General features: G+C 62.1%; 8 protein-coding genes. 6 read left to right on the forward strand and 2 right to left on the reverse strand.

Going from position 1 to position 12,151, the window contains the following annotated elements; genetic code table 11:
• Positions 1-77: 77 nt before the first annotated feature.
• The gene (locus tag B6S01_RS20240; RefSeq protein ID WP_004212864.1) at positions 78-1,478 is read left to right on the forward strand and encodes a Mu transposase C-terminal domain-containing protein; all 1,401 of its coding nucleotides are present in this window, start codon (positions 78-80) and stop codon (positions 1,476-1,478) included.
• Positions 1,405-2,283 (forward strand): AAA family ATPase, encoded by an 879-nt coding sequence (locus tag B6S01_RS20245; protein ID WP_009824028.1) that lies wholly within the window; start codon positions 1,405-1,407, stop codon positions 2,281-2,283. Before B6S01_RS20240 ends, B6S01_RS20245 begins: the two co-directional genes overlap by 74 nt.
• Positions 2,284-2,597: 314 nt before the next feature.
• Here B6S01_RS20245 and B6S01_RS20250 read toward each other — a convergent pair whose 3' ends face one another.
• The gene (locus B6S01_RS20250; protein ID WP_013039113.1) at positions 2,598-3,836 is read right to left on the reverse strand and encodes a site-specific integrase; all 1,239 of its coding nucleotides are present in this window, start codon (positions 3,834-3,836) and stop codon (positions 2,598-2,600) included.
• A 322-nt stretch (positions 3,837-4,158) separates the two neighbouring features.
• On the opposite strand from B6S01_RS20250, the gene B6S01_RS20255 reads away from it, so the two are divergent.
• Genes B6S01_RS20255 through B6S01_RS20265 form a run of 3 tightly spaced genes read left to right on the forward strand, consistent with a single transcriptional unit; the run spans position 4,159 to position 7,882 of the window.
• Positions 4,159-5,808 (forward strand): Mu transposase C-terminal domain-containing protein, encoded by a 1,650-nt coding sequence (locus tag B6S01_RS20255; RefSeq protein ID WP_037465832.1) that lies wholly within the window; start codon positions 4,159-4,161, stop codon positions 5,806-5,808.
• Positions 5,805-6,728 carry a TniB family NTP-binding protein gene (locus B6S01_RS20260; RefSeq protein ID WP_037465834.1) on the forward strand — a complete coding sequence of 308 codons (924 nt, stop codon included), beginning with the start codon at positions 5,805-5,807 and terminating at the stop codon, positions 6,726-6,728. Before B6S01_RS20255 ends, B6S01_RS20260 begins: the two co-directional genes overlap by 4 nt.
• Complete coding sequence (locus tag B6S01_RS20265) at positions 6,725-7,882, forward strand: TniQ family protein (protein ID WP_081570615.1); 1,158 nt, start codon at positions 6,725-6,727, stop codon at positions 7,880-7,882. The genes B6S01_RS20260 and B6S01_RS20265 overlap by 4 nt, the downstream gene beginning before the upstream one ends.
• Before the next feature lie 48 nt (positions 7,883-7,930).
• On the opposite strand, the gene B6S01_RS20270 is transcribed toward B6S01_RS20265, so the two are convergent.
• A complete protein-coding gene (locus tag B6S01_RS20270; protein ID WP_037465839.1) occupies positions 7,931-8,818 on the reverse strand; it encodes a recombinase family protein in 888 nt (295 codons plus the stop codon).
• 475 nt (positions 8,819-9,293) lie between these two features.
• Between B6S01_RS20270 and B6S01_RS20275 the strand changes: the two genes are divergently transcribed.
• Positions 9,294-10,262 (forward strand): hypothetical protein, encoded by a 969-nt coding sequence (locus tag B6S01_RS20275; protein ID WP_037465840.1) that lies wholly within the window; start codon positions 9,294-9,296, stop codon positions 10,260-10,262.
• Positions 10,263-12,151 lie beyond the last annotated feature (1,889 nt).

Genomic DNA, 12,151 nt, shown 5'->3' on the forward strand with positions numbered 1-12,151 from the left:
TGGCAACGCGAGCGGACTCGCATGGCGATGGGCAGGCAAATCTCCGTTTTCCTTACCTGCGACACGGACCGTCGGCGGTGACGCATCCGGCGCTTGTCCCGCCGCTGGCGATCGAGCGCTACCGCGTCCTTGAACCGCACCTCGCCGATGGCATCCCGCTCGCGGACCTCGCCCGCACCGGCACGCTGAGCGAGCGGACGTTGCAGCGCTGGCTCGGGCGCTACCGTGCCGAAGGACTTGCCGGTCTCGCGCGTCTGCCGCGCAACGATCGGGGCAGGCTGCACCTGCCGGAACATCTGGTCGAACTGACCCGCACTCTCGCCACCAAGCGCCCGCGACCCCCGGTCGCCGCCATTCACCGAAAGGTGCAGGAACTCGCCATCGCGCATGGACACCGAACCCCCAGCTATGCGGCCGTCGCGCGTGTCGTCAGGGCGATACCGGCAAGCCAGATCGCCGCAGCCTCCGATCCGGCCGTCTACCGCGACCAGCACGAGCTAGTGCATCGGCGCGAAGCCGCGACCTCGAACGAGATGTGGCAGGCCGATCATACCGTTCTCGACATTCTCGTGCTCGATGATGCCGGAACCCCGGTGCGTCCTTGGCTGACCGTCATCGTTGACGATCACAGCCGAGCCATCGCCGGTTACTTCCTCAGCCTCGATGCCCCCAGTGCCCTCAACACGGCGCTCGCCTTGCGGCAGGCGATCTGGCGCAAGCCCAATCCCGAATGGATCGTCAGCGGCATTCCCGAACAGCTTTACGTCGACAACGGCTCGGATTTCATCTCCGAGCATATCGAGCAGGCGTGCATCGCCCTCAAAATCCGCCTCATCCATTCGCTGCCGGGGCGTCCTCGCGGGCGCGGCAAGATCGAGCGGCTGTTCCGCACCATCAACGACATGTTCCTGCCCGACCTGCCCGGCCACCTGATCGCGGGCAAGCCGCTGTCGGCGCCAGTGCTCACGCTCGACGAGCTGCGCGCCCGCTTCGAGGCGTTCGTGTGCGGCGTCTATCATCGTCGCCCGCATGGCAGCACCGGCGAACCGCCGATCACGCGCTGGCAGAAGGGCGGGTTCCTGCCCGCAATGCCCGACAGCCTTGAACAGCTCGACATGCTGCTCGTGCACGTGCCCAAGCCCCGTAAAGTGCTGCGCGACGGCATCCGTCTGATGGGCAGGCGCTATGTCGAACCCACGCTCGCGGCCTTCGTCGGCGAGCAGGTCGAGGCGGTCTATGACCCCCGCGACCTGACCGAGATCCACGTCTACCACCAGGGCCGGTTCGTCTGCCGTGCGCTCAGCTCCGAGCACGCTGGGCACCCGTCGTTGCGCGCGATCCAGCGCGCCCGGCGCGGCGCGAAGGAGCGCGACAAGCAGGTGCCTGCCCCCACGGAGACCTTCGATGGCGACCAAGAGGATACGGCTTCCCGGCCCACCACCTACCGAGGGCTCCGGCTCTACGCCGCTGACGATTGAGTTCCTGGTCGAGCAGCCGTTCCTGGCGACCCGCGAACATGCCCGGTTCGTCGAGTTTGCCGAAGCCTGCGCGCACTACCGCTATATCGGCGTGTGTCATGGCCGGCCGGGCGTCGGAAAGACGCGATCGGCGCGCGAGTTTTCCAGCTTCCCCGACCTGGGGGAATATGCCGCGCTCCGTCCCATTGCCGCGCTCCTTGGCGAAAAGGTCGCTCGCTGCCGCGCCGTCTTCTACACCGTGTCGGTCAGCAACACGCCCAAGACGATCGACGCGGTGTTGGGCCTCAACCTCATTAAGCTGGGCTATGCCCGGCTGACGGTCGCGGGCGGCTCGCAGGACGAAATCACCCATGACGCCGCCCGCATCGCCTGCCCCCTCGTCATCGTCGACGAGGCCGACCGCCTGACCATAAAGTCGCTCGAACATCTCCGCGACATGGCCGATCGCCACGGCTTCGGGCTGATCCTGATGGGTATGCCGGGCTTGGAGAAGCGCCTCGCCCGCTATGCCCAGCTCTACTCGCGGATCGGCTTCGTCCACGAGTTCAAACCGCTTACCGAGACCGAAATGCGGCTGCTGCTCGCGACCCACGCCGGCGATTTCGGGATCAGCTTCGACCCGGCCCAACTCGACGCGATCGAAGCGCAGGCAGCCGTGATCCGCATCACGCGCGGCAACTTCCGGCTCATGGAGCGCCTGTTCGCGCAGATGCGGCGGATCATGACCCTCAACCGCGTCGAGGAGGTCACCGCTGACATCGTTCAGGCCGCGCGCGATTGCCTCGTCATCGGACCCGGCAACTGACAAATAGCGCGATCAGAACGCCGCCATTTAGCGCGAGCGTTTACACAGGATAAGATCCATACCGTTTCCGGAACCACTTTCTTGTTTCCTCTTCGAAATTGGACTGTGCTGATGAGTTTGAGCGATGGTGGCTTCGCTCATACACTACGCGCTACCAGGCCCCTGCCCGTTTCTTAGGCTTAACGTTGTAGCTCAAGACCCCGGGGGCTCAGCCTCCCTTCTCCGGTTCTTGCCGCTGCGCAAATCCCTCGATCTACCTGCCGCCGTCGTGTGGTCGCACGGCATCATCCAAAGACCTATTTAGGCCGTCATGACTAGCCAATCTTCGCCATAAGGCGCCCCGCCGCCCCCTGCTCTGCCGCGAGATTGCGATTATAAGCGAGCGGCATCCGCGGCGACTTCCACCGCAGCGCGTCCATGATGCCGGCCAAATCCTCCCCGCTGGCGAACAGGTCCTGATTGAGCCCGATCCGCGTCGAGTGCGCACTGATCCCCTTCAGCAACCGCGCCAGATCGTCCGCCGTCAAATCGGGCAGCGCGCCACGGTCGAACGCGCGGCCGATGATCGACCGAAAGATTGGTCCGATCGAGCCCGGGTGCAGCGCCACGGTGCCGATGTCATATTCGACGCGCGCCTTCACCGCCGGCTTGGACAGCGTCTTGCGCAGATCCCACGTCTCCCGGCCCGAGATGCTGTCGATCGGCCGACCGCGCACGGCTGCCCGCGCCTTGTAGCGCCGCACCTGCACCCGCCGGAACAGCGGCCCTGTCGTGATCCCCGCCGCTTCGGTCCACGCCGCGATCGCCGCGACGGTGCGCGGGCTGAGGTAGGCGGTCGCCCCCTCCCCGTCTTGATCGCCCTTATGACGCAGAATCTGCAGCAGCCGCGCTTCGGGATCGATCGCCTCCTCAATATGCTCAATGGCGACCGCCACCAGTTCGGAGGCGCGCAGCCCGGTGTCATAAGCGGCCGATAGCAGCGCCCGATCACGCAGCCCCGGCAGATCCTCGCCACAACTCTCGAGCAGCGCGCGGATGTTGAGCCCCCGCGCCTTGTCGCGCTCGACGTCGCGCACCGGGCCCTTGAACCGCAGCGGCCGCGCCTGCTTCTGCGCAGCCCCCTTCTCGCGGCGCACCGTCTGGAGCCGCAGCTTCACCAGCGGCGCCGGCGTCGGATCCTTGAGCTCGAGCAGCTGGTGGATCTTGGCGATCGACGCCTTGTAGCGGGATAGCGAGGCCGGCCGGCTCCCCTTCCCGGCCCGCGCGTCGAGATAATCGGCCACGGTCTCGGGCGTGGCCGGCAGCGCGATCCGGTTGTTGCGCCTACACCACGCATCGAACGCCTCGACGTCGGACTTGAGCGCACGGATGCTATGGGGCGATGAAGCGGCCTGATAGGCGGCGATCAGGCCCTCGTTGACGGTGATGCGCTCGCCGGCGCGCATCTGCACGATCGTCCACGCAAGGTCGGCCGGCGCCCTGACGGCCGGCAGGACAGCCTCAGGCGGCGCTACGGGGATTTCTGGCCCTTCCCGGGCGGTTTCGGTGCTCACGACGCGCCTCGCTCCTCAGCCGCGCTTGTCGTTTTTCCAATAAGACCGGACTCGCAAGCCATTGAATTGGCTCCAACAGCTTTTGCCAATATTACCGGATTGTGGTGCGTCGGACCCATTTGGGGACAATATTACCGGACTCCACGAACACAAGGTCCTTCGATGGCGCGAACGCCAAGCCAGCGGCGGGATGAGTCACGTCATCGTGAATCTGCAACGGCGTGGATGGTTCTTCCTTTAGGTCATCATTCTGCGAGCAGGCAATCTGGTAGAATAGCGGCGGACCGGAAGCCCCGAGTCCCGTTTAGGTTCGGGGATAGCCATGGCTGCAACCGGCACAGCCCTCTCTGCGATTGATGACAAGGCGTGGGATCTTGCGTGCGCACGCGAGCCTGTCATTCGCGCATTGGCCGCGCTGCCGAGCCTGAGTCCAAAAGCCATTGAAGCCGCCAGATCGGAATTGGGCCTCCGACGAACGCAGCTGTTCGAACTCGTGGCGCGCTATCGACACGACCCGGTGACCTCCTCCCTGGTCGACCATGGCAAAGGCTTTCCCAAGGGACGCCACCGTCTCGCGCCGGAACACGATGCGATCATCGCGGCAGAGATCGAGCGATTTTACCTTAAGCGACCGAAGCCCTGCCTGGCGCAGTTGGTCCGCGACCTGAAAATGGCCTGCAAGGAGCAGGGAATCCCTGCGCCATCCCGCAAGGCGATCGCAACCCGCCTCGCGGAGATCGACCAAAGGAAGCTGGTTGCCAGTCGTGATGGGCAGAAGGCTGCTGACGACCGATTTCGACCCGTCAAAGGTTCCTACCGAGCAGAGCATCCGCTCCAGGTCGTGCAAATGGACCATACGCTGGCCGATATAATAATTGTCGATGAAGCATTTCGCAGGCCGCTTTGCCGTCCGACGCTGACGCTACAGGTTGATATTGCAACCAGGGTCATTCCCGGATTCTATATCTCACTGGAAAGCCCGTCTGCGACATCAGCTGGTTTGGCGATCCGGCACGCCGTGCTGCCCAAAGCCGCTTGGCTTGCAGACCGAGAGGTCGAGATTGACTATCCGATATGCGGCATTCCGGACGCGCTGCACATGGACAACGCCAAGGAATTTCATTCGCATGCGCTGGAACGTGGCTGTCAGCAGCATGGCATAGGGCTGCTCTACCGGCCAATGAAAACGCCACATTATGGCGGCCACATCGAACGGCTGATCGGCACGACCATAGGCGAGGTCCATCTGCTGCCCGGGACCACCTTTTCCAATGTGCAGGCAAAGGGTGATTATGATGCCGAAGCGGAAGCCTGCATGACCCTGACGGAATTCGAGCGCTGGTTCGCGCTCCAGGTGGGTATCTATCACGGATCCATCCATCGGGAATTGGGCGTCACTCCACTTTCGGCATGGAAGGAGGCGACGGCGGCACGGCAGACTCGGCTGCCTGCTGACACGGAACGCTTTTTGCTCGATTTTCTTCCGTACGAAATGCGCAAGATCCGCCGCGAAGGCATTGAACTGTTCAACATATTCTATTGGCACGGAGCACTGGGAACCTTAGCCGTCAACCTCGACCGGAAACTGCCCGTCAAATACAACCCGCTGAACCTCTCGGCCGTCTATCTTGAAGAGCTTGATGGCAGCCACCTGGTGGTGCCCATGCGTGATCGGAGACGTCCGGCCATCACCAAGTTTGAACATGACATGGCGGTCAAGGCGCTACGCGAATTGGGCCGCCGTTCCATTGACGAAAACACGTTGTTCGCGATGGTGAAGGATCAACGGCGCATCGTGGGCGAGGCCGTCGAAAAGACCAAAGCCGCACGCAAATCGGCGCAGCGCATTGTCTATGCCCTCGATGCGGGGGCGCCTCCAGCCGCGTCGCGGATGATTGCGGCTTCGCCCGCAGCAGAGATTGATGGCCCCGAAGAACCCGTCATTCCCCTGAAAATCGAGGAACGGCCGTGACTGCGATCTATGAACATCTGTTCCCGATGTACCGGGAGCAGGCCGGACTCCCGGATCAAGATCGCATAGATTGGCTGCGGCGGGATCGGTGGATCTCGCTGCCGCAGGCCGATGCAGCCCTTGAACGACTTGAAGATCTTCTCACATACCCGCAACGAGGGCGGATGCCATGCCTGCTCCTGTTTGGGTCAACCGGCATGGGCAAGAGCGAGATCGTCAATCGCTTTGCCGAAATGCATTCTCCGGCATATGATGTAAGTTCCGGCATAGCGGCGATGCCGGTTGTCGTTGTGCAGATGCCTCCCGAGCCATCGGACGAGGAATTTTACATCGAGCTCCTGCGCGCGATGAACTATGCGGACCTTGGCCACTTCACGGCGCGAGGCCTCCGCGCATTGGCACACCGATGCCTTGCGGAATTTGGGGTCAAGATCCTCATCCTCGATGAAATTGACAAGATGCTGGCCGGAACACCGCGCCAACAGCGCGTTTTCCTCAATACCGTGCGTTTCCTGACCAACGATCTACGAATACCCATCGTCTGCGCTGGCACCGAAGACGCCCGGATTGCCGTACTCACCGACCCCAATCTTGCGGATCGTTTCGGTGCCTTCGAACTGGTTCCGTGGCGCAACGATCATGCGCTGCGCCAACTCATGGCGAGCTTCAGCGGCCTTCTGCCGCTCCAGCGCCCGTCGGTGCTTGACGTGCAGGACGTGCGCCAGCGCGTCCTTGCACTGACGGGAGGCATAACGGGCCGGATTTTCCGCCTGGTAGAGGCTGCGGCCATCGCGGCAATCCGCAACGGCCGTGAAATGATCGACGCCTCGAGCCTGGATGATGACGATCTATTGCTGCCTCTCCTCTCCATGCAGGTCGTGGCGGGTAATCGGAGGGCTGTGTATCGGCGCCGCGCGTGACCGCTCATCTCGAGCCCTTTGCTGACGAACTGCTGACGTCCTGGATCGCGCGCCGGGCTCACGGCCAGCGTGTTCGTCCCGAACCCAACCCCCGCATCGCCAGGAAGCGCAACGGGAAATGGCGCACCACCGATGTTCTTCCCGAGCCGGAGTGGCTCGAGAGTTGGGCACGCCAATATAAGGTTCCCATAGAGGCATTGAACGCGGTCACGATCGCGCATCGCTTTCCCACCGTTCCCATCGACTTTCTCTCATGGAACACCGATCCGTTCCAAAGCGTCAGGGAATCCTATCGGCCTCGCCCGCGCATTGAGTTCGGATGGTGCTCAAAATGTCTGGCACAGGATTATGCCAGCGCCAGCCCAGCTTATTTCCGGCAGGATTGGGCCCTCGCGACCAGGGGATTCTGTGAAAAGCATGACTGGCCGCTGGTGGATTATTGCGGCCTTTGTGGCTCGTCGCAATGGACGTTCTTTGCTTCAACCCGCGGTCCACTCCGGTTGATGTGCCAAGACTGTTGGAGGCCGCTCGAAAGGGCAAGCCCGCTGAATGTAACTGTAGCGAAGATCCAACACAGCTGGAAGCATGTGATAGCGTTCGGAAGAGAACTTCAATGGGCGGCAGAAGGAAAAATGCCTGACCAGTTCCGCTTCAACAATACTTCTGCAAAACAGCTTTTAGCCGAAGTCCGAGATATTTGTCAGCTCTTGTTCAGCGAACCTAACTGGCTTCAAGGCGGCCATGCAGAGATCAACCGATTTGATTGCCCGGATCTCAATCCCTGGCACAAGCCTTATCACTGCATCGTCAATCGCATACCTCACCCATTGGCGACTGCGCGGCCAGTATTACGTCGCGCGCTTCTCGCTGCACTTGCGGCCATCCTCGATCCGCGCAACGAGGTCACCCAAGAGCTCTTCGGACATGATAGGGGACCGGCGATCAACACCTTCATCGTCGCCGCCGACAAGAGAAAACTTGATGCGTACCTCGCAATGCCGGGCCGATGGTCTCCATCCTTCTGTCAACGGATCGCCACCAGCCGAGCGCGGCAGAGGCAAGACGATATGATCATGCGTGGGAAGGATCGAGTAGTCAGGCGGCTTGAAAAGCGCATTCGGGCTTATCAAGCCATTGCAGCATATTCCGCCTGAAATTCACGCCTTCTCCACCGCGGCAACCTCGCAGCCGATCGTAAAGCCTCATTCGATCAGGCCGAGCTGACGGGCGCGCTCCTTCTCGCGCCGAACGCCTTCTGGAGACCAAGAGAGGCCGCCTCGCGGCGTCGGCTCACGCAGATCGCGAGAAAGCCAGCTGGCGAGTTCCCGTAGCGTCGCACCCGGATGGGTTCGAACCCGATCAGCAATGAGCCGTGCGGCGCGGGTATCGGGCGGCAAGCGTCCTGCCTTGTCGAGAATGGAAGGGTTTGCATGGCCTGCGCGCACCAAGGTGCGGCAGGCCTTGACCAATGTCCGTTCCGAAAAGGACCGGACCGGTGGTGTGATTGCCTGCAGCTGCCTTACCACCAGCTTCCATGGCAGATGCGGGCGCAAGCGCTCGACCGTGGGCAACCACCGATGACGCCCATCGAGAATTTCGTTCAAATAACGCTCGCGGTGACCATAGCGGATATCGGCAATCGCCCTCGCATCGCGCGCCCGCATCTTTGGATTGCCGGGTTTGGCGCCCCGCGCGACCGCAGCTTTCAGCCCAGCTCGTGTTCGCTCCCGGATGAGCGCCCTTTCGAACTCCGCAAAGGCACCCAGCATCTGGGTCATCAACATGCCTTGTGCGCTCCCGGTGTCGATCGGGTCATTGATGGACCGGAAATAAGCGCCCTTCTTTCGCAGCGTTTCCACGACCTCCAGCAGATGCGACAACGAACGCGCCAGGCGGTCGATCCGGACCACCAGCAGCGTGTCGCCCTCCCCTGTCCGGGCCATCGCCTGCGCGAGCTGCGGGCGCTCGCGGCTCGCGCCGCTCGCCTTGTCTTCGAAAATCGTGGTGCAGCCCGCGGCGCGCAGCGCATCGAGTTGCGCGGCGGTATCCTGCTCGTCCGTCGAAACACGCGCATAGCCCAAGATTGCCAACTTGATTCTACCCGATCTGCCGTTTGGCCAATTTTGTCACAAACAGGCTAACGGGATCAACCGACCGGTTGCCCCCGTTCAATAGGAATTTTCGGTCGCGGTTTGCCCCCTGCATGAAGCGCAGTCGGACCCTAGGAAAAGCTGCTCAAACTCGCCCGGACCGCGGTCGTTCGCATTCCAGTCCGGTATTATTGGCGCAGAATCCGGCCTTATTGGCAACGAATCCGGTCTTATTGGGAAAAGTGACCCGGCCAGAACCACGGAGAGCGCGGAGTCCGGTCTTATGGGGAAAACGACAGGGTCTTTTTGGACAAAATCGGCCCTTTCGGCAACACCGATTTTACCATAAGTCCCGATTATGGAAAGTTCGTTTTTTTGGCGCCCGTCTAGATAGGATACCAAAGCAAGACTTTAGTATACTCTGTCTTGACCGCACCTTGCAGTGCGGCTAGCCCCAACGGCGAGGAGGCTGCCCGTGCGCACCGCGATTGACGTTCTTCCCATCGCCTTTCGCCTCGGCCAACTCGATGCGCTGGCGCGTACCCTGCTCGCCTCCCCTGCCCTCTACAGCCCGGAAATGCGGGCTTCTTTCCATCTGCGCTGCCTCGCCCGCGCGTGGGAGCAGTATCGCCAGGACCGCGCCATCAGCCTCGGCGCGCAGCTGATCGGCGCGGAATGCGCGGCCGACCGCAACGCCTTCCTGACGCTGCTCGAGCGCGCCTTGCCGGACCGCACGCATCCCCTCGCCCAAGCGATCGGCGAAGTGCGCCGGCTCGCCATTCGCCCCCTCGCCAGCGAAGCCGCCGCAGCGGCCGAGATTGTCGCAACAAGCGCCGGCACGCTCGATGCCGTGCTCGCCGCCCTCACCGATCCAGCGCTGCCTTCGGCCCCGCTCGAACGACTGCTCGCGCTCATCGATCGGTTTCGCACGTCAACCGCGATCGACGATGACCCGCTCTCAGCCACCGCTCTCACCCCTTGCTGGGCGGTGAACCTCGCTGCCGCAGCAAACGGCCAGGCTTTTCATCTCAGCGCGACCCCCCTCCCCTGCCCCGGCATCGTTCAGCGCCGCTTGTTCCGCGCCGACCGCTCGCCCGAAGACCGCCGGTCCGACGCAGCCGAGATCCTGCGCGAGGCGCTCCACGACACCGCCTGCGATATCGCCCGCCTGCCCCGCGCCGCCGAGATTTTTGCGCGAGAATTTCCCGATCAGCGATCGAACTCGCGGCTCTTGCCGAGCTGGCTGCTGCTGTTTGCGCTGGGTGCCCTCACCCCGGCCCAGCTCGCCCGCGCCCTCCCCGCAACCAAGGCCGGAGCCGCGAAGCTGCTGCGTCAATTGGAAGCAAACCATATGGCCAGCTGCCCGGCTCCCTTTGCACCCTTCAGCACAACCGTCACCCTGCCGGTCGCATTTCCTGAGCTGTGGGAGGCCGAGCCGCGCTGAGGCGGCCTGCTTGGCGGCGGCGGCGTGGCCCGAAGGCGTCTCCCAAGACCCTGAACATGACTTTCGCTCAGCCCGCTTGCCGTCGCAACATTAGTCACCTCCGGCGCTGAGCCAGGACGGTCATTGGAGGAGGCCGCCGGGAGTCATGGCGGCTGCCCATTGTCAGAAAGCGGAAGCGCCCTCGTCCGTGCGACTAGCGGTCGATCTCTCCCCCTCCCTGCTCATGCGCGAGCTTAGGCGGGTGCTCTGCGAACAGCAGAGAGCCGCTGTATCCTCCGTAGTTCGAAAGGCAGATGATAGCTCAAATTTCTGCCCAAAAAACTGGTCTCGCGCGCTCGGACGAGCCGCTTTTCGATAAGTCATTGTTTTTATTGTCGAAGCAAAAGTGCCCGGAAACGGGCCTTAGAGCGCCAAAAGAAGCTTCCGATAGGTAAGGGGTGCCAAGGAGCTCCGAGAGCGCCCTACGAGGCTCTGAGGGCGAATTTCAGCAATTTCCCTCAGAGGCGCACCTACACCACGGGAATTCAGCTGCAAAGTCGCTTTGTCGGGCAACTGTGAAGCGAACTGCTTTCATCAAGTCGCCGCAGATTGAAGCAACTGACATTAACTTGCCAGCTCGTTGACATCGAATTCCGTGTCGCCTCGGTGGATAGCGGTGCGAGGGCAACCGTCGCTTGAACCTCGGCCCGAATCGTCATTACTGTCCTCAGTCGAATCCATCTCGAGCCCTGCTTGGCCGAGAAATGCCGGCTTCCCCCTCCCCTCCCCTCCCCTCTGCCTCTCTGGCGCGATGCGGGCGAAAGCGCTCCCACCCGACTTTCGCTTCAGAAGAGGGCCGCCGCCACATCTGAGCAGAGCCTGAGCGACAGGCTGGACGGGGCCCACCACGAACTGCAAAAGCCGCCTTCCGGCCTGCCTTCGACTTCGCGCTGCCTTGCTACCTAGTCCTCGTGGGGTATCGCGAAGCGGCGTGCACGAACTCTTAGCGGCGCCTGAAGGCGGCAGGCAATTGTCCAGGCTTGGCTGCAGGCACGGGCCGAGGAGCGCGGCTCCTCCCCTCGTGGGCTCGCTAGGTGTGAGCGTTTAGTATCAATCGGTGCGCGGGCGCCGATGCCATAGCAAGCAATGCGAATCGTCATACGAGGCGGTTGGACCCGGTCCCCGCAGGCGCCGCCAAACTGCTGGGCCTGCTTGCGGCCAACCACTTGGTGGGCCACAATTGATGCCGCTCCCCGTCCACCCGCGCTATCTGCCTTCGCATTGTCCTTTCCAGCAGCTCGAGAGAGCACCCCGATTAGCTGCTTCAAAGAGCCGAATAGCGCGATGTGGTGGCCATTGAAAAGCTGGCTTTGGCGCTTGGTTCATTGGGACGTTTCCACGCTAGTCCTTAGCATTCAGGCGTTGAATTGGTGGACCGAGCTATCCCAACTCCCCGCCATCTCTCTCAAAAAAGATATCATTCCAAATCCGCCGCAGGCGCTAACGTTAGTCGGTTATATCTTAGAGTTATTAAGTTACCCGATGCAGCGCCTTAGCGGAATCCCGGGAATCTCGCGATTCGGATCAGATGGAGCGATTCTAATAACACGACGCGGCATACCTGATAGTACGACGCCACGATTCTAATAACACGACACCCTCGATGTGATAACACGAGAGGCGGGTTTTCGCTCTGGTTAAATGTGAATGGGGCGGCTTAAGGAGCGCCGCGTGAGTGTGCGGTTAGTGTTTCGATTCGCTTTTGGTTCGCGGAGACCAAACCGGAACATCAGTAGCCAGCTGCATGGTGGCATTCATGCGTGTTATCAGGAATGTCAGCGGTATCGGCGATCGTGTTATTAGGAATGATGCTTGGGGAGCCTCCCTCCTCCGCCAGTTCGGGAGGTCCA

It is taken from the genome of Sphingobium herbicidovorans (assembly GCF_002080435.1).
GTDB classification, from domain to species: domain Bacteria; phylum Pseudomonadota; class Alphaproteobacteria; order Sphingomonadales; family Sphingomonadaceae; genus Sphingobium; species Sphingobium herbicidovorans.

Excerpts from the sequence above, each read along its gene's own strand:
- B6S01_RS20245 (WP_009824028.1), top strand. The coding sequence starts at position 1,405 with ATGGCGACCAAGAGGATACGGCTTCCCGGCCCACCACCTACCGAGGGC.
- B6S01_RS20255 (WP_037465832.1), top strand. The coding sequence starts at position 4,159 with ATGGCTGCAACCGGCACAGCCCTCTCTGCGATTGATGACAAGGCGTGG.